This window comes from Mycobacterium sp. NGS29 (assembly GCF_059812965.1).
In genome coordinates, this window is record NZ_JCALDR010000032.1 from 1 (window position 1) to 20,900 (window position 20,900).

Sequence of the window (20,900 nt, forward strand, 5' to 3'; positions counted from 1 at the left end):
CTAACCTCTGCGGTGCGGCCCGCCTGAGTGATACGTCCCGTGCCACGGCTCTGAAACAGCGCGTACAAGTACTCCCTATCCTCGGCACCACGGGATATCAGGGCGCGGTCTCGACTGACCTTCTCGCCGCCGGCCCGCTTCACCGACAGCGCAAACTCGCCGTAGTCGGCATAGCTGATCTCGCCGTCGAAATTCGGATCATAGGGAGTCGGCGCGACGTCGACGTAAACCTCGCCACGCACCTCACGCCAGTAATCAATCGCGTCGTCAGGGTCCACCGTCTGGGTGGACCACGTCGCGGTATCAGGCGCGTTCGTCGCATCGTGCTCCGTCATTTCCTTACCTCCCTCAAATACTGAATCTAAGCGACTGCCCCGCCGTCGGGTTCAGGATTGCGCCGGAGCTATATCCGGGTGCCCGCCGGCTGTGCGCGAGGCCTCCGACTAGGGTGCGAGCGTTCTCGCGGCCAACGTCGCGGAATCCATCCGCGGAGAACGCTCGGGGTTTTCCGAGGGGCGCCGCTGGTTACAGCGTTCCACGCGTGTGCGGCACCGTTGCCCGCTGTCGAGATCTTCGCCGGACTGCTCGACATCGAGTTCTGGTTGGGTGGAGAAGCCCGACGACCGTCGACGAGGCCATCAATCGCTACCTCGACGACGCCGGCATTCCGGTCAAGTCCATGGATGTGGTGTACGAGGTCGTCGTGTGATTCCTCGAGTGTGATGGTTCAGGCGGTCAGTGCCGCGTGGGTGGCCTCCTGTTCGGTCGGGGTGTCGTTGACGGTGCGTGATTTGCTCAGGACGTCGAGGCCGAGGTAGCGCCGGGATTCGGCCCATTCGTCGTGTTGTTCGGCCAGGACGGCGCCGACGAGGCGGATCAGGGCGTCGCGGTCGGGGAAGATTCCGACGACGTCGGTGCGGCGGCGGATCTCCTTGTTGAGCCGTTCCTGGGGGTTGTTGGACCAGATTTGACGCCAGATCTGCTTGGGGAACGCGGTAAACGCCAGGAGGTCCGGGCGGGCGGCCTCGAAGGTGGTCGGCGACCTTCGGTAGTTTGTCGGACAGGGCGTCGATGATCCGGTCATACTGTGCGGCAACGGATTCGGTGTCGGGTTGATCGAACACCGAGTGCAGAAGGGTACGCACCCACGGCCACGACGCCTTCGGCGTGACTGCCATCAGGTTGGTCGTGTAATGCGTCCAAAGGTCGGGTGCGGAAGGCCTCGACGGCGGTGTCGAGTTCCTTGGCCATCACCGAGACTTGCGACTTCGACAGGCTGGTGATGCCCAGGGTTTCGACGAGCTTGTCCATCCGTCGCGTCGACACCCCGAGCAGGTAGCAGGTCGCAACCACGGTCGTCAGGGCCGCTCGGCGCGTTTGCGGCGTTCCAGCAGCCAGTCCGGGAAATACGAACCGTGGCGCAAACTTCGGGATCGCGAGATCCAATGTTCCTGCACGGGTATCGAATTCACGATGCCGGTACCCGTTGCGGGAGTTGGTGCGCTCAGAGCTGCGCTGGCCGTATCCGGCGCCGCATAGGGCGTCGGCCTCGGCGCCCATCAGGGTATGGATGAACGTGGCGAGCAGCTCACGCAGGACGTCGGGGTGGGCGGTGGTGAGTCGGTCGGCCAGCACGGTCTGTCGCTCCGGTGGCGAGGTTAACGACAAAAGTGACGGCTCCCAACATCACCACATGAGCGGTGCGCACACCCCAGCCGTATCGCTGAGCCACCAGTAACCAGATGACGGCGATCGCAGCGGCCGGCCACACCAGCGCGACCTCGCTTCCGGCGATCCGCGACACACGACCAACAACCACCGCCATCGCATAAACCCCAGCGAACATGACGAAGGCGGTCAGGGGGCGCAGCACCCGATTCAACAGGCCCTCCCTCCACACCTCACGCGTAGCGCTATTCAAGAAAAACCGCACGATTTAGAAAACAAGCAGCTGACCTGATCGATCGAATGTAAGCGCGAGGCCACTGACGCGATCCACGCTTAACTCGCGTCAGCCTTCGCGAACATTAGCCGCCAACAGTTACCTTCCTCAACGAGGATGCCCTACGCTGGTCCAGCCTTCGCGGATATCGACGGTGCGCGATGATAGCCGTCCCTGATGCGGCCCCGGCTTGCACAGCGGTGGGGTGGTTAGAGGCTGAGGTCATAGCCGCTCTCTTGTTCGCGGTGTTGGCTGCGGTCGAGCCCGAGGTATCGGTCTAGCGCCCGATCCCGTTGTGCACGTTGGGTTTTCTGATAAGTGTCGCGGCGTCGGGTGACCGCCTGGCGGTGTTCGGCGACGAGTGAGGCGACCAACTCGGGCAGGAATTGGGCGGGGGTGTCGGCGGCGATCTGGTGCGCTGTTCGGGCGGGTTCGTCGCGGCCGATCACCTGGCGCAGCGCTCGGGCGGCCTCGGCTGGGGTGCCGCGGCGGGCCAGGTGCACCCCTTCGGCGCCGGACAGGTCGTGGCTGTGGGCGTGGTCGGCTTCGGCCGTATCGCGGTGGTAGAGGTAGGCGTGGTTGGATTCGCGGCCGCGGGTGAGGGCGACGTAGGCCAGGTTGCGGCTGGCGGTATCGGCCAGCACCGTGTGGGTCGTGTCGGCGGTGACACCTTGGGCGGCGTGCACGGTGACGGCGTGTCCGAGCTGCACCTGCTCATGCAGGTACTCGCCACCGAAGACGGCCCACGCGCCGTCGCTGAGGCGGCGGGCGGCGATCCGCGGGTGCTCGAGGGTGTCGTCGACTTTGACCACGCGCCAGCGTTGCCCGTTACGCACCGGCGCCTCGAGCAGCTTCTGGGTGCGATCCTTCGGGTGGTAGACGGTGAGGGTGGGGTCGTTGCGGCGGGTGATCACCACATCCCCGGTGGTGATGTGGTGGCCTCGGTCCCCGGTGACGGTGGTGGTGTCTCGGCCGGCGGTGCGCTGGGCGACGGTGTGGTCGTGGACCCGGCGATTGAGTGCATCGCACATTTCGGTGGTGTCGGCGAGCAGTAGCGCGTCTTTCCCGGCGGCGAGATCCTGCTGGTGGGCGGCCAGCGCGTCGGCGGCCATGGTGACCTGATCCCCACACGCCAGCCGATCGTGGTCGCGATACCAGCCGACGGCGCGGCGCACCGCCGCCGGCCCGCCATCACCGACCGCGAGTGAGGCGGCCCGCTCGGCCGGGTCGTGTTGGCGCCACACTTCGGTGAGTCGTTGCGCCCACGGAAGTTCCTCGCAGAGTTGGGCGAACATGCCGCCGCGGGCTTTGACCGGCTCCAACTGGTGGGCGTCGCCGACCATCACGGTTTTCGTCCCCGCACTGGTAGTGGCCGACAGGAGTTGGCGCCAGTGATCGGTGCCGACCATGCCCGCTTCATCGACCACAACGACGTCGAACGGGCCCAGCTGCAGCCGGCCGTCGGCGAGGCGGGCCAGGGCGCTGTGCATGGTGTAGCCCTCAGAGGCGGCGCCTTCGGCGACGGCGACATCGACGGCTTTTCCGGTCGGGGCGATCACGATCATCCGCGCGGTGTGGCGGCGTTCGACGATGGTGCGCAACGCCCGCATCGAGGTGGTCTTGCCCGCGCCGGCGGGGGCGCTCAACGGCACCACCAATTGCGGTGTGGACGCGATCGCGGTGACCACCTGATGCTGCTGGGCGGACAGCCCCAGGGCGGCGGCGGTGTGCTCGCCGGGGCGCACCCAGGCCATCGCCCGCACATTGGTGGCGTCGACGAGGTCGAACACCCGGCGTTCCTCGGCCAAGATCACGTTCACGGTGTAGCGCTCGGAGCCTTCCCGCTCGTGCGCGGCGCGCGGCGCGCTCAACCGCATCCCCACCGCATCCACCACAGTTTCGATCAGCTGGCGCGGCATCCCCGCCCCCGCGCCAGCACTGTCGGAACCGGCCGCGGCGTCGACGATCAGGGGCAGTTGAGCGCCGATGACCTCGACCAGATCGGCGCGGGTCAACGCCGCCTTATCCGCTTGCGCCGCCATCGCCGCCACGGCGCGCCGATCTATCGCCACCCTGGTCCGCGACATCCGTACCGCGGCCGCGCGCGCCGCGTGTTCACGCGCGGTCCGCGCCTGCTGTTGCGCGGCACGCGACACCCGCAGACCACGCCCATCCGCACGCCACTGTGCGCGCAATTCCGTCCACGACAACGACTCGGGTTTACGCGGTCGGGTGGCCTTCTGCGCCGCCGCCAACTGCGCCGGCGACAACTCCTTAACGCTGTCGACAACGGTCAAATTGCTGACCGCCCACTCGCGTAACTGGGTGCTTCTTTGCGACCAGGCAGCGACGTTTTTCGGGTCAATTCCGGCGATCTCGGCCATCCCAGTGGAGGGGTCCACCGCCCCCCATTCAAGACCCGTCAGGCGGTGCAGTTCGTGGCGCAGGGTGGCCTGATAAATGATGCCGGCGGCGCGGGCCTCGTGGAACAAACTCGTGCCATCAATCGACACCAGCCGGCCATCAGCGCGGGCCTGCCGGTTGGGCACCAGGACGTGGGTGTGCAGGTGCGGATCCCCCGCCCGCGAGGTCTCATGCTGATAAGCCACCGCCACCAAACCCGGCAGCTTCTGCAGGTCTTTTTCTCCCGTCACCGCGTTGTGGACCCGGGTGTAGCCGGCATGCGCGGCGAGGTATTCGAGGGCTTCGCCGATCGCCGTCTGATGCGCCACCGACACTGCTTTGTCGAGCACGTCGTCGCCGAACACCCGCACCAACGACACCGACTTCGGCGCGCAAAACGTCAAATCAAACCCATGCACCCCGCTCTTGCCGTGTGCGCGTCCACACTCCCCAGACGGCGCCACACCGTCATCCAGCCAGCGCGCCACCACCTCCGGATCAGCATCCCCACCGCCGCGTTCACCCTCAGCTAAACCCACCAAATCCGCGACCACCCGCGCGTCGCCGGCGCACGTCCACACCGGAGTACGGGTGTCACGTTCGGCGTAATACTCCGCCAACCCCCCACCCGCAGCCTGGGCATCACGAGCAGCGTGGCCGACCGCACGGGCGGTGTCGTTGTAATAGTTCACCGACCACAACGACAACTTCGCCACCGTCAACACGCGAAACCACCCATCACTTGGAACATGCCCGCAGAACTCGCCGGGGCAGCAGAGTCCCAACGGACGCGCAACCACCAGCCTCGCACACCTTGTGCAAATGTGCCAAAGTAGAATTAGGCGATTGGATCGGTAACTTAAGATGGCGAACAAAGGCGAGGTGGGAAGCAGCCGAAGGCTGCTAGAGACGGGCAGCGAAGCTGCTGAGAGAAAACAGACGACGAGTAGGGGCAGGGCAGAAAGAGGGACAACGAGCAGGGGGAGGTAAGAGCGGCGGATGAACCCGGGCGGCCACGCCGACGGAGTCAGCTTCGGCGGGAACTCGAACACGAATAGCCGGACTAACTAATATTGGATTGTCGGCCGAGGACCGCACGTTTCTAGGTGCACTAACTATGTCGGTTGGGCTTCTCCGTGAGCGGTTGGCCACAGGAGGTGATGTGTTGGCGCGGCGGCGTGGTTGGCGCGTTCAGGGAGGCGTTGCGGCTTGGGTGGAGCCGTTCGGTTGACAGGGTTGTTAGACGCGGCCGGTGGGGGACGCTTGCGTGCGCGTGGGTGTGCTCGGTGGCGGTGTGGTGAGCGCCTTTGGTGAGCACGCGGCGGATCTCCTGTTGGGCGGCGGCGATCCGGGCCCGCGAGGCGTCGGTGAGCACGACAGGTGTCGGCGTCTGGTCGATGCTGGCGGCGGCGGAGCCGCCGGCCTTTGTCGCAGGCTCTGGGGGTGACCAGGACAGTCGTCGTAACCGGCTGTGCAGGAACGCGCCGGGGTTGGCGATGTGATCGGGCCAGGTTCCTCCGCGGACGCGCATGTCGGTGTTGAGCTTCTGGTTGACCGCGTGGGCTGACCACACCGTGGGATCGATGCCGGCGGCGGTCAGTGCGTCGCAGATGGTGCCGATGTGGGCGCGGTCGAGGCCATGGGTGATGGCCACGAGCCCGGCGGCGAGTCGTTGGATGGCCAGTGGCCGTGCTGTGGTGCGCCACGGCGGGGCTTGTCGGGGTTTGTTGTCGGAGATTTGGTTGGCGGGTGCGCTTGCGCGCCCGCTTGGTGAGTAACTCCCTACGGGAGAAAAAGAACTAACACCGCCTAGCGGCGGTAGGTGGAAATCATGCACAACTGGGCGGGGCACGGGACGGGCTTCGCGGCGCGGCACCAGGTGGTACACCGAGGGTCGGCGGCCGATGCTGGGGGTGCCGGGTGAGCCGTGGCCGCGTTGTGCCTCGACGGCCCACTGGGAGACCCGTAGGACGCGCCAGGCGGCGGTGATCGTGCGGACGTCACAACCCACCCGGGCGGCGATCGTCGCGCGGGTGACGGCGACGTGGCGGCCGGTGGCGTGGTCGGCGTGCTCGGCCATCACCGCGGCGATCGACAACAGCGTGGCCGCGGTGATCGACACCCGTTCCTCGGCGCACAGCTGACCTAAGGCCGGTGACTGCGCCCAGTCGCTCAGACCGTCGAGCCAGCCGGCGCGACTGGTCCACATCGGCGCGCGCGGTGCACCCGCCCCGGCGCGCTGCACCCATTCGCGGCGTCGCTCATTGGCCAGTGCGCGCACGACATGCGGGCTGGGAGCGGCAGGAGCTACAGCCGCGCCGAGCGGCGTCGGCCACGCACGGCTCGCCCGATGTGTTCGGGCGATGGAGAGGTCACGGTTTGCGCACCGATCGCGCGGCGAATCTGGTGCAGCTTCGAGGCGTGCGCTACCGTGAGAGCTGTCCGGCAAAGACAGTCCCTTCGGGGAAATGGGTGCGGACCCAGAACCGAGCTGCGAACTCGCTTCAAAACCTCGACAGGGCCTCGCTACGGCGAGGCCTTCGTCATGTCAGCGGGGTTTCCGCACACCAGCTATTCAGATGTCACATCTGCCAAGGCCTTGTCGTCGACAAAAATTTGAGGCCTGGCGCGGGTGTCGTCACATCGCCAGCGGCAAGACCTCCTCGCCGTGGTCGAGGGTGCGGGCGTGTTCGGGCAGCCCGACGTGTACGGAGAGGATGTCGGCAATGTGCGGCGGCACTTTGTGACCGGGTGCTTGTGCTGTGAGGCGTTCAGAAACCTCGCGATGCGGGCGGACCATGATCCGCCCGTAGACATCGCCACGAAGCGCCTGGAGCGCGCGCGGGACGGTTAGCGCTGAGGAGCTGTTGAGTTCGCGGACATGCTGAGGCAGCCCGGCATACAGGGCGAGTACGTCCGCGACGTACTGCGTCGCCGAGGAGGAGCCCGCGGCAGCGGCTTTCTCGACGAGGCGCTGGGTGACGGCCGGATGGGTTTTGACCATGTGAGCTGCACGGTCACCTTTGCTTGGGCGAGCCATACTGCACACCCTTGCATCGAAACCCGTTTTGGAAACGAGCGACACGCCTAGGGCGCCCGCCTGTTTCTAGAACAGCGTTGAACGGAGCCGATTCGGGCCGCTTTGTTCGTTTCGGATGGGCCAAAAATGGCTGTTTTGTGGCGGCTGGTTCAAATTGCGCTTTGGGACGCGACTGCTTCAAAAGCGCTGATTGTTGTCAGACGGATGTTTGTGCCCGTATTATTCGTGGTGCCTGTTGCGTTGAGCTTCAGGAAGTGAGCCCGAGACCCGGCCGGACGACCGTGGCGCTCGGGCTTTGCGCTTTCTCGGGCCTGGTCAGACGTCGCGGGTGGCCGTGACCGCTGGAGCGATCAGAGTGCGCCAGGGACCGCCTTTCGCCCAGCACCAGGCGATCGCATCGGGGACGGCGAGCAGGGCCTCGGCGTGGGAGCGTTGGTGCTGGTAGCGCAGGGTGTCTCGACAGCCGGCGGCACGGGTGTATTCGATGAGTTTCTGGTTGTCGAACTTCACCATGGTTTCGTCCTCGTCGAGGATGATGTGCGCCTCGCCCAGCCCGGCGTGGTCGTCAACGAGGGCTTGTAGACAGGCTGATCGGCGTTGGCGCTCGTTGCGGTGTTGAGGACCGGCACGGTAGACGGTGGCTTGCACGCCAGCATCGACGAAGGCCTGAGCGATGGTGCGTTTGCGGCCGTCTTTCTCATCTTTCATGTGTAGGTAACGTTGGCCGGGCAGGAGCAGGCCACGCACCATCTGGCGCAGTCCGGTGAGATCCGTCGAGACGTGGACGCTGGCCACGAGCAGGTAGTCGCGCTGCTTGGTCTCATCGACGTAGATGTGCATGGGCAGAAACGGTAGTTACCTACCGTGCAGTCCTTAGGGGTGAACAGCTGCTACCAGCACGTTCACCACAATTGCGGGCTGAGGAAGGGTCCTGACACCTGATCACGGCATGCGGTCGTTGTGGTCTGGCCTGGGGATGCCCGCGCCGTCCAGGTAGGTGTTGATCGCATCGTCCACGGTGTCGGTGATGACGTATCCGCGCGCTTTGATCCATTCCAGTCGCGCCAACGTTCCTGAGTGCAGCTGCGTCGCGAACGGGTTCTTCGCCTTGCGTTGCCGGGGCTTCAACCGCACTGCCAGCTCTACCGACTCCTGGTCCTGGTTCGGTGTCGGTGCCGCCGACGCGGGTAGGGGCGGCGGAATTTCATCGTCCGGTTGCGGCGATGTGGCCTCTGCTGCCGGTGCCGCAGGAGTTTCTTCGGGTTGGACCCGGGCGGCCTGTGCCCGGCGCTCTGCGCGAGACAAGGGCCTGGTGGAGCCCACCTCCAAGCCACTGGGTTTCGATGCGGCGTTCATGCTGCTTGCCGCCTCGCCACGATCCGTTCGGCGATCTCTCGGTATGCCACTGCTGCCGTGCAGGTGGGGGCATGCACCTGGACCGGGATGCGCTTCCCCTTGGCCTCCACCACCCGCACGGTATGCGGGATTTCACCCAGGTACGCCCCGCCTGCGGACCACTCCCCCCAATCGGTGCGTAACTGCCTGCGCACGTCCTTACTGGCCTTCGGGTTGCCGTCGAAGTCGGCTAGCAGCACGTAACGGATTTCCACGTCAGGATTGAGCGTCTCTTGGACATCCAGAACGGCGTTGCCCAGCTCAACCAGGCCGTCGATTTCGTCAGGGCCGGCCTTCAGGACCGCCAACACGTAATCGGCGGCCGCCAGTGCCGCCGTCGTCAACTCCCCCAATGCCGGCGGGCAGTCCATCAGCACGAAGTCATAGCCCTCGAGGTCGTCGAGCTGGCGGGCTAGCCGCAGCTGACCGCCTGAACCGAGCCCCGTCCGCTCCAGCTCCTTGAGCGCGAGATGGCCAGGTGCGACGTCGATGCCGAACTCGCTCGACCTGATGACCTTTTGCAGCGGAACCCGCATCGCCCTGTCTGGATGCAGCACCTCGTACATCGACGCATCGTCGGCGCCGAGGTCGACGCCGAGACCCTTGGTGCTGTGGGCCTGCTGATCCATGTCGATCAGGAGGACGCGGAACCCCATCGCGGCGAGGCTGGCACCAAGATTGATCGTCGTGGTGGTCTTTCCCACACCTCCCTTTTGCAGCGCCACCGCCACGATTTCGCACTGTCCATCGGTGGGAACATTCATAGATGCAACTATACAAGTTTAGTTACAAACATGTCTACATGTAGACTTACATGTAAGTAAACATGCATGTCAATGCGCGCCTGGCTGACGCTGGAAAGAGACGCGCTCCGTTCACGTGGCGCGACACCTGCCCGGGGCAACGAGATCGCCGACATCATGGGGGAGCGACCGTTAATCGGCAGGTTCCTGGTTTGATTTTCGCCTGCGGTCGGCGGCGCGCTGTCAGGGCTTCCCAAGCCCGGACCCGCTGATTAAGAGTCAGTGGCTCCGCGCGGGCCCCGGGGTTCGATTCCCGGCAGCTCCAGACCGTGCCGGGTCGTGGCCGACCAGCTTGGTACCTGCGGATTAAAAGTCGTAGCTCCACATCCCGAGAAGGCGCGCAGCTCCTGATCAGGAGGTCAGAGGTGTGATGCCTCCAGGTTTCTGGAACGGCGGGGGAGTGGCACTGCGTGTTGAGTGCCGGCGGATAGGACGTGGCTCGCGGTGTCGAGGCATTCCGATCACCTCGCTGGGCCAAGCAGCGCGCGGGCGTCTTTGATTAGCAGCAGCAGGTGCAGCGGGTCGGTCGGTGAGGGCTCGAAGTCGAAGTGGGCGTAGAACGCGCGAGCCTGCTCATGCAGGGCGTGCACCAGCAGCGCCCGCACGCCGATGATCTCCGCGGCGGCCACGGCGCGGGTGATCGCATCGCGCAGCAGCTGCGCACCCAGGCCCTGGCCCTGGTTCTTGGCGTCGATCGCCAGCCGCGACAACAGGATCACTGGCACCGGGTCGGGCATGTTGCGCCGTACCCGTCCCGGCGTATCAGCACGCTCCACCGCCGCCGAGGCCAGCGCGTAGAACCCGACCACGCGACCCTCGCGGCAGGTGACGAAGCACCGTGAGGCGCCCTCAACGTGGTTGGCCAGCGCCCGGCCCTTGAGGTAGTCGTCCAGGCTGGGCTCGCCGCTGTCGAAGTCGACTACCTCGTCGTCTGCGCTGATCGGCCGCGGCGCGCTGTAACCGCTCACTCGTCGAAGATCGAAGGCTCCGCGAACAACTTCTCCAGCCGCGGCTTGTGCGACACCGGCCGGTCCAGCACCGAGACGAACTCCGACCACGCCGGGGCGTCGAGCATGAACAGCCGGCGATCGGCAAGCACGTCATGGGCATGGGCCAGCGTCGCGGTCACCGCGAAGTTGGTCAGATCGGTCCCCTCCACCTCCGCGGCACGACGAATCAGCGCGTCCTGCTCAGCGGTCAGGCGCACGGCGAAACGTTCCGTTTTAGTAGCCATCTACCTATTGTGTGCCTATTGGGCGTACAAGTCAACGCGTATTGATCAGCTATCTCGCTGGGACGGGGGGTTACTGGATACCTCTATCGCGGCACGATTGCGACAGACCCCGTCCCGATAACGAACGATTTTGAGACGCCCGGCGCGGACCTTGCCGAGCTGGGGGTTTGTTGTCCCGTTAACGCGTCCCGAAACTGTCGGCGCCATACGGCACGCTGGCGTTCGTGGGCGAGCTATTGGGATATGCGCGAGTGTCAACGACAGACCAGAACGCTGAGGGGCAGGTCGATGCCCTGACCGCGGCGGGGACAAGTCGAGTGTGGACCGATGTGGCCTCCGGGGCGCGATCGGACCGGCCGGCGCTAACTGAACTGCTCGCGACCGCTACGGGCGGTGACACGGTGGTGGTGACGCGCCTCGATCGCCTGGGGCGCTCCCTGCCTGATCTGTTGACGCTCGTCGAGCAGCTCGCCAGCGGCGGTGTGGGGCTGCGGTCGCTGGGTGAGCAGATCGATACGACCAGTGCGGCGGGCCGACTGGTGCTGCACGTGTTCGGCGCGCTGGCCGAGTTTGAACGGGCGCTAATGCACGAGCGCACGGTGGCCGGCTTGGCGGCGGCCCGCGCCCGTGGCCGAGTGGGCGGCCGACCCCACGCATTGGCGGGGCCCCGGCTCACCCACGCGCGGACGATGCGAACCCAAGGGATGTCGGTCCGCGAGATCGCCCAGATTCTCGGCGTGGGCCGTTCAACGGTGTATCGGCACCTTCAGGAACGGGGTGTAGCCACGGGAGCCGGGACTGCTGACTCTCCCGTCAGAGATGCCGTAGTTCTTGGTAGCGGGCCGGGGTCAGATCCTCACTGCGGCTGACGTGAAGCTGGCCGGGGCGGGTGCGTTGCTCGTAGGCGGTGATGACCAGGCCTACTCCCCGGCGGCGGGCACCAGGATGCCTTGCACGTGCAGAAACCATGCGGCGTGGCCCACGGCTTGGCAGGCTGACCAGTCGTCGCCGTAGATGTCGTCGTCCTCGAACTCGCGCAGCACAGCACGCAATTCGTTGTGCGCCTAGGTCCGTGGCCATATCGCGTCCTGAGCGTAACCGGCGGTGCCGATCCCTTCGTTCCCCAGCGGATGCCCCGCCCATTGATGTCGTCTAGTACCGACATGTCATCGTGAAGCTCGTGGTTGTCGATCGCCAGATTTGGGCAAACAAAAACCTCATCCCGCCCAACGTAGCGCCGGGCATTCGTCGGGTACACCTCCGATATGACCACACCAGAAGACAGGCCCGATTCAGTCGTCGTCGAAGTCGAACACAACGAACGTGGATGGATGGTCGTTCACGTAGTCGATGGTGAACGCAAACTCATCGAACCACCACACCCCGACCGCGAAACCGCCGAACGTAACGCCGCCATCCATACCGCGGGGAGCGATCGCTGGGCCGGTGCCGCCGAAGTGGTGTCGCCCGACGAGCGACCCACCGCATCGGACGAACAAGGGTAAGCCGCCGCGTATTCGGCCGCCGGGATCTGTCGCGCACCGACTAATGTCGTCGGGGTCGAGGTTGCTCATCCCCCAGTATCGAATCTGCCCCGCGGACACCAAGTCCTCGACCCTCGACCGTCTCGGCGAGCGGGACGTTGCCCCGACAGTGCAGCAGGTAGAGATCGATGTAGTCGGTGTTGAGCCGCGCGAGGCTGGCCTTGCAAGCCCGCACGGTACCGGCCCGGCTCGCGTGGGTTGGCAGCACCTTGTCCACCAGGAACACTTCGTCGCGGCGCCCGGCGATCGCTTCGCCCACCAGGGTCTCAGACGCGCCGTCGCCGTACATTTCGGCGGTGTCGATCAGCGTCATGCCGAGATCGAGCCCGAGCCGGAGGGCGGCGATCTCGTCGGCCCGTCGCGCGGGATGTTCGGCAAAGTGCCACGTGCCCTGGCCCAGCGCCGCAATCGGCTCGCCGGAGGGAAGGGCTACCTGGCGGGCAGCTGTCATGACGTACGACCTTCCTGCGAGTCATCCTCATCGCCGACCAGATTGCGGCATCGCGGTCCGACCGACAGGCAGCTGATGGCTGGTTCATACGAGCTGGTCACCGGGCTCGCCCCGCCACGCCTGGGCCGACATGGGGGCGACGCCGCAATTCCCATACCAGCCGCAGGCCTCCGATGACGGTGAGCAGTCCGAGGGCCGCGATCGCGGAGACGTGCAGGAGCACCGGCAGGGTGGCAGCGGCGGCGATCCCGGTCGCGGTGCGGTTGATGGGAATCTGTCGGTGGTCACGCCACCGGTAGGCCACGTCGCCGAGATAGAACAGCGCCATTCCCCCGGCCAGTGCGACGGCAGACAGCAGGGGAAGCGGCGAGTTGGCGCGTTCGACGGCGGCGTGGGCTCCGACGGAGAACAGCGTGATGCCAGCCACCATCGGCAGGTGCAGATAGCTGTAGGCGTCACGCGCAAGCTGGGCCCGTTGCGTCCCGGTGGCTCGTTCGAGCCGCTGCTGCGCCCCGCCCGTGAGACCGAAGTAGGTCCACCAGAACGTCGCCATGATCGCCACGCCCAACACCAGGGCGGTGACGACCTCCAAGCGGTGCAGATCCGTTGCGCCCGCACCGAGTTCGGTGATCGCCAGACCGAGCGCGATGATGATGATCGAGCCGTGGCGGGACACGAAGTATGACGGTGAGACGCGGAACCCGCCGAGGCCGAACACAGCAGGGGCGCCGTAGTCGATGACCGCGGCAGCTACCCACAGCAGTTCCCTGCCCGGCGTGTCCACGAAGGCGGCCGCCACGATGCAGGCGGGAGCGGCGACGAAGGCCGGCGCCAGCCGCCGGATGCTGCGCCGCATGTCGTCATCCTCGCCCGAGGAAGAGACAACGAACTTCACGACGTGGATCAATCTCACCACCAGCAGAGCGATCGCAAAGACCAACGCCCCCGAGGAGAACGCCATGGGCAACGCGGCCGCGGCGACGAGCATCGCCGCCATCGCAGCGATCACGGCCGCCTGGTGCCGAACGCCTTGGGTGTCGAAGGTATTGATCAGCCAGGTGTAGCCGACCCAGGCCCACCACACCGCGAGCAGGGCGAGCGCCGCCCCGCCGAACCCGCTCGGTGACAGATCTTGCAGCACGAGCCGAGTGACCTGCGACATCGCGAAGGTGAACACCAGGTCGAAGAAGAGTTCGAGGTTGCCCTCCGACTTCGACCCGTGGTCATCGTCGGTCATCGCTGTGCTCGGGCTGCGCCCTCACCGTGGACGCCCTCGGAGCCCAGCGTCTCGGAGCGCCGAATTGCCAGGCGGTGCAGATCACCATGAACAGCGGCGAGGACCTTGTTGGCCACCGTGCGTCCATTCGGCAAGAGAGCACGACGCTTTCACGGAAGTCCGCCATATTTTTTTCTTACACGGCTTGTCGATGTCGGTCGTCGCTAAAGCGCCTCTGCGGCCGCCTGTGCAACGGTCTTGTCTTGTTCTCCGGTGCCGCCACTGACGCCGACCGCGCCTACGATCTGGCCGCTTTGTTGCACCGGTATGCCGCCGGCAAAGATCATGATCCGTCCGTGGTTGGACGCATGTACTCCGTAGAACTGATTACCGGGGGCGGCATCCGCGGCTAGCTCTTCGGTTGAGACGTCGAGCGCACGTGCGGTGAACGCCTTGTTGATCGAGATGTCGACACTGCCGATCCACGCGCCGTCCATCCGCGCGTGGGCGACTAAGTTGCCCCCCGCGTCGACGACGGCGATGTGTTCGAGGGCGAGGAGACCTCCTCGGCTTTGGCCCGCCCGGCGGCGATCATGCGCTGCGCATCATCGAGGGACACCGAACTTTGAGTGAAAGTCATGGTAAATGTGCTCCGGTCTTCGTGGAATGCTCGACGACTGCACCGCTACTCCTAGTCGCGGTGTCCTCCGTTGGGGTCATGGACCGGCCTCATCATTGTGCGCCGGGCATCTTGTACGCGAGCAGGTCGATGCTTTGAACGTTTGGTTCTACGCTGAACAGCTCTTCGCCCTTCGCGGCAAGGGCTTGGCCGACACCCCCCGACAGATGGCGTTGACGGGCGGCGTCGTCGGGAAACACGTCGAAGATGCCGAAGGTCGACTCATCGAATTGAAGCGCAAACCAGGCACGCGTGTCCGGCTCCTGCTCGACGATTGAACGCGCGTCCCGGAGAAACTGCGCGACGTCCTCTTCCTTGCCTGCTTTGGCGTGCACCGTCACTGACAACGCAACGTGAATCATGTTTTCCTCACTTTGGTCGGCTGGAGGACGGCGCGGACGCAGCCGTCCTGATTGTCCTTGAACATCTGATAGCCCCGTGGGCCCTCGTCGAGGGGCATGACGTGGGTGGCGAGATGTTCGGTGCTCAGTTCGCCGTCCGCGATGTGCTGCAGGACGTGCGCCATCTTGCTCACCGGGCTGCTCACGAGCCACTTCCCGCACCGGCTGGCCGTGCAGCCTGGCTGAACAATTCCACGATCGCCGCGCAGAAGGCCGGCAGATCATCGGGCGAGCGGCTGGTGATCAGGTTCCCGTCTCGGGCGACCTCCTCGTCCACGACGTTGGCACCGGCGTTGCGCAGGTCGGTGCGGATGCTTGGATAGGAGGTCAAGGTTCGGCCCTCCGCCACACCGGCCTCGATCAGTGTCCAGGGTCCGTGGCAGATTGCGGCGACCGGCTTGCCTGAGGTCATGAAGTCGCGCACGAACCTGACCGCGGCATCGTCGATGCGCAGCTTGTCCGGGTTCACCGTGCCGCCGGGAAGCAGCAGCGCGTCGTAGTCATCGACCGCGGCGGACTTCACCAGGGCGTCGACTGAGAACGTTCCGGCTGCGTCCAGGTCGTTGTTGCGGGCCTGGATCTCACCGTCACGCAGGGACAGCAGCTCGGTCGTGGCCCCGGCGTCGTGTAACGCCTGTCGGGGCTGTTCCAGTTCAACGCGCTCTACTCCGTCTGCCGCCAGGATTGCGACCCGCGTCCCGTGCAATTCGTCTGCCATTGTTCTGCTCCGTTTTCCTATGTTGAGGGCACGCCAGTGCGGGCAGGCCCCTGTCGTCGTGAAGGTCAGTGTGGGGACAAGGGGTCAGCGGGTTCCCGCTCCGGCCTTCTGCTAGCCGAAGTCCGCGTTCTCCAGGCGGGCGGCCGATGACGAATCGATCACGTGTGCCTCCTACCGGTGGGCGGAGTGCTCACCGGGTGCCACCGCCGACCACGGAAGCGGTGGCACCCGGTGCCACTCGCCTACGCCGAGATCATTCCGTGCGGGTCGATGATGAACTTGTTCGACGATCCCTGGTCGAAGGTTGAATACGCGTCCGGTGCCTCGTCGAGGCTGATGACTTTGTTGTTGAGCATGGGGCTTAGGTAGGGCATGCGGTCCCACAAGATCGCCATCATCAGTTCGCGGTGGTAGTGCATGATCGGCGCCTGCCCTGCCGATACGCGCGGCGACTTGATCCACGCCTTGCCGAAATCGAGCGGAAAGGTGCCCTGTTGCTCCGCCTTCGTCGGTGCCAGGGGGTCGGGTCCGTAGACGCCGATGACGCCAGTGGCGCCGCCGGCGCGGGTCGCCTCCATCACCTGATTGATCGCGGCCGCCGGCAGCGCGTCGTTGGCCTCCGCGCCGACGCCGTGGGCTTCGGAACCGACGTAATCGACGGCGCAGTCGACTTCAGGCTCGCCCAGGATGGCTTCGATCTGGTCGGGCAACGGAATGTCCCTGTTCAGATCGATGGTCTCGCACCCGTTGTTCTTCACCAGGTCGAGCCGGTCCTGGTAGTAGTCGCCGACGATGATGCAGGAGGCACCCAGCAGCCGTGCGGCCGCCGCACCGCAGCGGCCGACCGGACCTGCACCGGCGATGTAGACCGTCGAGCCGGGTTTGGCGCCGGCCTCCATCAGGCCGTGGAACGCGGTGGGCAGAATGTCCGACAGCAGGGCGAGATCGAGGATCTTCTCCATGGCCTGGTCTTTGTCGGGGAACCGTAGCAATTGGAAGTCGGCGTACGGGACGAACAGGTACTCGGCCTGACCGCCCTGCCAGTCGCCGAGGTTGAAGCCGTACGCGCCGCACGCGACGTCGGCATTGGTGGTCTCGCAGACATCGGTCCGGCGCGCTTTACAGTTGCGACACCGTCCGCAGGCTACGTTGAACGGGACGGAGACCAGATCGCCTTCTTTGAGGAACTCGACGTCGGGGCCCACTTCGACGACCTCACCGGTCATCTCGTGGCCCATGACCATCCCCTCGGGCACGGGGAAGGAGCCTCGGAAGATGTGCAGGTCGCTGCCGCAGATGTTGGTGGCGACCATTTTCAGGATCGCGCCATGGGGAGCCTTCTTTCCGTTGGGCATGACCAGTTTCGGATACTCCAGCGAATCGACCCGCATGTCTCCTGCGCTGTGGAAGACGACTGCGCGGTTACCTTCAGCCATGGTGGTGAACCTCCCTGTAGCACAAGTGATGTGCTGATGTGACGGTGAGTCGGCCTGGTGGCGAACTGTCCTATCAACGTATGCAGGACCATGCATCGTGTCGGTGACCGCGCGCGCCACCGTTGTGACAATTCGTGCCACCGGTTTCGTCACTGAGCGAATTCTGCCGCCAGGTAGGGGGCGGTGGCGCTGTCCGCGCAGGTCACCACCTCGGCGGGGGTGCCGGCGACGACGATGCGGCCACCGGCGCCGCCCGCGCCGGGTCCCATGTCGATGACGTAATCAGCCTGGGCGACCACGCGCATGTCCAGTTCGGCGGCGACCACGGTGTTGCCGGCGCCGACGAGTCGGTGCAGGTGTGCCAGCAGCCGGTCGGTGTCGGCGGGGTGTAGCCCCGCGGTGGGCTCGTCGAGCAGGTAGAGCGTGTCGCCGCGGTGGGCACGTTGCAACTCACCGGCGAGCTTGACGCGCTGGGCCTCACCGCCGGACAGTTCGGTGGCCGGCTGCCCGAGCCGCAAGTAACCCAGCCCGACATCGCACAGCGCCTCCAGAGGTTGCAGCACCGCGGGTTCGCCGTCGAAGAATTCCCGCGCCGCCGACGCGGTGAGGTCGAGTACTTCCGCGATGTTCTTGTGATGCCAGCGAATCGCGAGAGTCGCCGGGTTGTAGCGGGTTCCGTGGCAGTCGGGACACGGGCTGTAGACGCTGGGCAGGAACAGCAGTTCCACCATCACCCAACCCTCGCCTTCGCAGGTCGGGCATCGTCCGCCCGCGACGTTGAATGAGAATCGTCCGGGTTTGTAGCCGCGCTTCTTGGCCTTTGGGGTGTCGGCGAAGAGGCGGCGAACGTGATCGAACAGCCCGGTATAGGTAGCCATGTTGGATCGCGGGGTGCGGCCAATGGGTTTCTGATCGATGCACACCACCCGGCGGATACCGGAGGGTTCGCCGACCACCTCGCCGACGGCGACCTGTATGGCCTCGGCGAGCAGGTCGTCGTCACCGGCATCGTCGAACCGCACCGGGCGGCCGAGGTGCTCACCGACGATCTCGGGTAGGACCTGGGCGACGAGGCTCGACTTGCCCGACCCGGACACACCGGTAACCGCAGTGAGGCAGCGCAGCGGCACCGATACCGTCAGATCGCGCAGGTTGTTGCGTTGTACACCAACAAGTTCAAGCCACTCGCTGCGCTCGCGCGGTGGGTGAAGGGGTATGCGGGTCTGGTCGCCGAACAGATAGCGCCGGGTGACCGAGTCGGTGACGTCGGCCAGGCCGGCAGGTGGGCCACTGTAGAGGATTTGGCCGCCGTCCAGTCCGGCGCCGGGCCCTATATCGACTAGCCAGTCCGCGGCCGCGATGACATCCAGCGAGTGCTCTACGACGAACAGGCTGTTGCCGCTGCGCTTGAGGCCGGCCAAGATGTCGAGCAACGCGTCCCGGTCGCGGGGATGCAGACCGGCCGACGGCTCGTCGAGGACGTAGACCACGCCGAACAGCTGCGACGACAGCTGCGTCGCAAGTCGCACACGCTGCAGTTCACCGCCCGAGAGCGTCGGGGTGCTGCGGGCCAGGGAGAGGTAGCCGAGGCCCAGATCGACGAGCGGCTGTAGCCGCTCCTGCAGTTCGGCGACCAATCGCTGTGCTGCGGCGCGTTTCTCGTCCGACATGTTGGGCGTATGGCGAATATCGGGCGCTGCGGCATGAGCCGATCCCCCGGCCGCCACCCGTGCGCTGACCGCCGACTTCCGTGCCTTCTGGTTCATGGCCGTACCAGAGGTGACCGGCTTCCACCGCGGGCTGAGCACCGTGGCGAACAGTGCGGCGAGCTGATCCAGCGTGAGCCGCGACAGCTCCGCGATGTCCAGACCTTCGAACGTCACCGACAGCGCTTCGGGCTTGAGCCGCTTTCCATGACACGCCGGGCACTGGCCGCTTCCAACGAACTGGGACACCCGTTTCTTGACCCCGGCGCTCTTGGTCTTGGCGAACGTGTCGAGAACGTAGCGGCGCGCGCCGATGAAGGTGCCCTGATAGCTGGGCTCCATATCGGCCTTGACCGCACGCCGGGTCTCCGCCGGGGTGAAACCGGCGTACACCGGAACCGTCGGGCGCTCCTCGGTGAACAGAATCCAGTCGCGGTCCTTGCGCGACAGCGTCTTCCACGGGGCATCGACGTCGTAGCCGAGCGTCACGAGGATGTCGCGCAGATTCTGCCCGTACCACGCCGGCGGCCACGACGCGATGGCACGCTCGCGAATCGACAACGACGGATCGGGCACCATCACAGCTTCGGTCACCTCGTACACCCGGCCCATCCCGTGGCAGGTCGGGCAGGCACCCTGCGGGGTGTTGGGCGAGAAATCCTCGGCGTAGAGCATCGGCTGCTTCGACGGGTAGTTACCCACCCGCGAATACAACATGCGGATCAGGCTCGACAGCGTGGTGACACTGCCCACCGACGACCGGGTACTGGTACCGCCGCGCTGCTGGCGGAGCGCAACGGCCGGCGGCATCCCTTCAATCGAATCGACATCAGGGACGCCCACCTGATCGATCAGACGCCGCGCATACGGCGCCACCGACTCCAGGTACCGTCGCTGAGACTCCGCGAACAGCGTGCCGAAGGCCAGCGATGACTTGCCCGAACCCGACACCCCGGTGAACGCGACGAGCGCATCACGCGGCACCTCCACATCGACATCGCACAGATTGTGCTCGCGGGCACCGCGCACCCGAACTCTATTGTCTGGCTCCATCACTCATCTCCTCGTCCGGCGACGTTATCTGTGGATGCATGGCGTCTTGCTGACGATTCGTGCCACAGCCCTGACTTCCCGTGCCAGGTCGGCGATATGGCTTGGCCCGCTGCACATTTCCCTCCGAGACGCTGCGAGGCCTTCACGTGATCAATACCCGCCGAAGCACTGCGCTCGGTGGTGCTGCGCTGACGGAGCTACGGCGACGGATCGAGCCGGTCCCGCAGATTCATGGCGCCCTCCCGGGCCTGGTGGCGGAACTCCCCGGGAGTGATCCCTGTGACCGCCCGAAACGAACGATAGAAGTGCGTATCGTTGGAAAACCCCACCTCTCGGGCGATCGATTCGATGGGCAGGTCCGTCTGGTTCGTCAGTAGCCGCTGGGCGGCGGCGATCCGCAGGGTGCGCAGCTGCGCGGTCACGGTTTGTCCCGTGCCCTCGAACAATCGGTGCAGGGCGCGGCGGGACACGTGGCAGCCGACGGCGATCCGGTCCACATCGAGGTCTGGGTCGCCAAGATGGTGGCGCAGGTAAGCCAGGACACGGTCGCGCTGCAGCAGTAGCGGAAGGTCCAGCGCGCCCTGAGTTCGCGCCGCGTAGGCCAGAAAGGAACTGGCCAGGCTCGTCGCGTGTGGCGCCAGAAGACCGGCGCCCACCGGGTCGGCGGCCTGCGTTGCAGCCAGACTCCGGAAGAACGCGGACACCGACGAGAGCGCCCCCTCGATGGGAATCTCCACTGCCAGCAGATCCGTGCTGGGCCGCAAGCCGGCATCGGCGAATGCACGATCGGCCGGTATATGCACGACGACCTGCTCGTACGGATCGCGGTAATCCAGCGAGAACGGCTGCGCGCTGGCGTAGATCACCACCCGGCCGGGC

The 20,900-nt window shown here is 65.8% G+C and carries 19 protein-coding genes and 5 pseudogenes; 2 read left to right on the forward strand and 22 right to left on the reverse strand.

What is annotated here, in order from left to right:
* The 12 genes and pseudogenes from AC5Y5Z_RS24685 to AC5Y5Z_RS24740 all read right to left on the reverse strand — a co-directional run.
* The coding region (locus AC5Y5Z_RS24685) for a cupin domain-containing protein (RefSeq protein ID WP_499928098.1) at positions 1–335 on the reverse strand (335 nt) is incomplete at its 3' end.
* Positions 336–727: 392 nt separating this feature from the next.
* Positions 728–1,084, reverse strand: a complete 357-nt coding sequence (locus tag AC5Y5Z_RS24690; protein WP_499928100.1) for a transposase — start codon at positions 1,082–1,084, stop codon at positions 728–730.
* Between the two features lies 1 nt (position 1,085).
* Positions 1,086–1,178: pseudogene (locus tag AC5Y5Z_RS24695) on the reverse strand (hypothetical protein); the annotation flags it as partial.
* A gap of 76 nt (positions 1,179–1,254) precedes the next feature.
* Positions 1,255–1,635, reverse strand: a pseudogene (locus AC5Y5Z_RS24700) (transposase); the annotation flags it as partial.
* A gap of 516 nt (positions 1,636–2,151) precedes the next feature.
* Complete coding sequence (mobF, locus tag AC5Y5Z_RS24705) at positions 2,152–5,070, reverse strand: MobF family relaxase (protein ID WP_499928102.1); 2,919 nt, start codon at positions 5,068–5,070, stop codon at positions 2,152–2,154.
* Positions 5,071–5,456: 386 nt separating this feature from the next.
* A complete protein-coding gene (locus AC5Y5Z_RS24710) occupies positions 5,457–6,626 on the reverse strand; it encodes a rep protein (protein ID WP_499928104.1) in 1,170 nt (389 codons plus the stop codon).
* Between the two features lie 357 nt (positions 6,627–6,983).
* Positions 6,984–7,349 carry a hypothetical protein gene (locus AC5Y5Z_RS24715; RefSeq protein ID WP_237107219.1) on the reverse strand — a complete coding sequence of 122 codons (366 nt, stop codon included), beginning with the start codon at positions 7,347–7,349 and terminating at the stop codon, positions 6,984–6,986.
* A 351-nt stretch (positions 7,350–7,700) separates the two neighbouring features.
* Positions 7,701–8,225: a hypothetical protein gene (locus AC5Y5Z_RS24720; protein WP_055577089.1), complete on the reverse strand. Its 525-nt coding sequence runs from the start codon at positions 8,223–8,225 to the stop codon at positions 7,701–7,703.
* 102 nt (positions 8,226–8,327) lie between these two features.
* Entirely contained in the window at positions 8,328–8,741 is a 414-nt protein-coding gene (locus tag AC5Y5Z_RS24725; protein WP_193601990.1) for a hypothetical protein, read from the reverse strand.
* Positions 8,738–9,544: a ParA family protein gene (locus tag AC5Y5Z_RS24730; RefSeq protein ID WP_193601991.1), complete on the reverse strand. Its 807-nt coding sequence runs from the start codon at positions 9,542–9,544 to the stop codon at positions 8,738–8,740. The genes AC5Y5Z_RS24725 and AC5Y5Z_RS24730 overlap by 4 nt, the downstream gene beginning before the upstream one ends.
* 500 nt (positions 9,545–10,044) lie before the next feature.
* The gene (locus AC5Y5Z_RS24735; protein WP_193601992.1) at positions 10,045–10,551 is read right to left on the reverse strand and encodes a GNAT family N-acetyltransferase; all 507 of its coding nucleotides are present in this window, start codon (positions 10,549–10,551) and stop codon (positions 10,045–10,047) included.
* Positions 10,548–10,855, reverse strand: a pseudogene (locus tag AC5Y5Z_RS24740) (type II toxin-antitoxin system TacA family antitoxin); the annotation flags it as partial. The gene AC5Y5Z_RS24735 and the pseudogene AC5Y5Z_RS24740, both read right to left, overlap by 4 nt.
* 186 nt (positions 10,856–11,041) lie before the next feature.
* On the opposite strand from AC5Y5Z_RS24740, the gene AC5Y5Z_RS24745 reads away from it, so the two are divergent.
* Positions 11,042–11,686: a recombinase family protein gene (locus AC5Y5Z_RS24745; RefSeq protein WP_193601994.1), complete on the forward strand. Its 645-nt coding sequence runs from the start codon at positions 11,042–11,044 to the stop codon at positions 11,684–11,686.
* Here AC5Y5Z_RS24745 and AC5Y5Z_RS24750 read toward each other — a convergent pair.
* Positions 11,631–11,845: pseudogene (locus AC5Y5Z_RS24750) on the reverse strand (hypothetical protein); the annotation flags it as partial. The gene AC5Y5Z_RS24745 and the pseudogene AC5Y5Z_RS24750 sit on opposite strands and share 56 nt — an antisense overlap.
* 303 nt (positions 11,846–12,148) lie before the next feature.
* Here AC5Y5Z_RS24750 and AC5Y5Z_RS24755 point away from each other — a divergent pair.
* A complete protein-coding gene (locus tag AC5Y5Z_RS24755; protein ID WP_499928108.1) occupies positions 12,149–12,322 on the forward strand; it encodes a hypothetical protein in 174 nt (57 codons plus the stop codon).
* Positions 12,323–12,362: 40 nt separating this feature from the next.
* On the opposite strand, the gene AC5Y5Z_RS24760 is transcribed toward AC5Y5Z_RS24755, so the two are convergent.
* The 9 genes and pseudogenes from AC5Y5Z_RS24760 to AC5Y5Z_RS24800 all read right to left on the reverse strand — a co-directional run.
* Positions 12,363–12,812, reverse strand: coding sequence for an aldo/keto reductase (locus tag AC5Y5Z_RS24760; protein ID WP_499928110.1), 450 nt, complete (start codon positions 12,810–12,812; stop codon positions 12,363–12,365).
* Positions 12,813–12,909: 97 nt separating this feature from the next.
* Positions 12,910–14,049 carry a low temperature requirement protein A gene (locus tag AC5Y5Z_RS24765; RefSeq protein ID WP_499928112.1) on the reverse strand — a complete coding sequence of 380 codons (1,140 nt, stop codon included), beginning with the start codon at positions 14,047–14,049 and terminating at the stop codon, positions 12,910–12,912.
* Positions 14,050–14,252: 203 nt separating this feature from the next.
* A pseudogene (locus tag AC5Y5Z_RS24770) lies at positions 14,253–14,668 on the reverse strand (GlcG/HbpS family heme-binding protein).
* A gap of 92 nt (positions 14,669–14,760) precedes the next feature.
* Positions 14,761–15,069 carry an NIPSNAP family protein gene (locus AC5Y5Z_RS24775; protein WP_193601996.1) on the reverse strand — a complete coding sequence of 103 codons (309 nt, stop codon included), beginning with the start codon at positions 15,067–15,069 and terminating at the stop codon, positions 14,761–14,763.
* On the reverse strand, positions 15,066–15,242 hold the full coding sequence (locus AC5Y5Z_RS24780) for a hypothetical protein (protein WP_499928114.1): 177 nt from the start codon (positions 15,240–15,242) through the stop codon (positions 15,066–15,068). The genes AC5Y5Z_RS24775 and AC5Y5Z_RS24780 overlap by 4 nt, the downstream gene beginning before the upstream one ends.
* Before the next feature lie 8 nt (positions 15,243–15,250).
* Positions 15,251–15,826 carry a DJ-1/PfpI/YhbO family deglycase/protease gene (locus AC5Y5Z_RS24785; RefSeq protein ID WP_193601997.1) on the reverse strand — a complete coding sequence of 192 codons (576 nt, stop codon included), beginning with the start codon at positions 15,824–15,826 and terminating at the stop codon, positions 15,251–15,253.
* Positions 15,827–16,068: 242 nt separating this feature from the next.
* Positions 16,069–17,262 (reverse strand): alcohol dehydrogenase catalytic domain-containing protein, encoded by a 1,194-nt coding sequence (locus AC5Y5Z_RS24790; RefSeq protein ID WP_193601998.1) that lies wholly within the window; start codon positions 17,260–17,262, stop codon positions 16,069–16,071.
* A gap of 149 nt (positions 17,263–17,411) precedes the next feature.
* Positions 17,412–20,021, reverse strand: a complete 2,610-nt coding sequence (locus AC5Y5Z_RS24795) for an excinuclease ABC subunit UvrA (protein ID WP_193601999.1) — start codon at positions 20,019–20,021, stop codon at positions 17,412–17,414.
* Positions 20,022–20,218: 197 nt separating this feature from the next.
* On the reverse strand, positions 20,219–20,900 hold a 682-nt coding region (locus AC5Y5Z_RS24800; RefSeq protein ID WP_499928117.1), incomplete at its 5' end, for a helix-turn-helix domain-containing protein.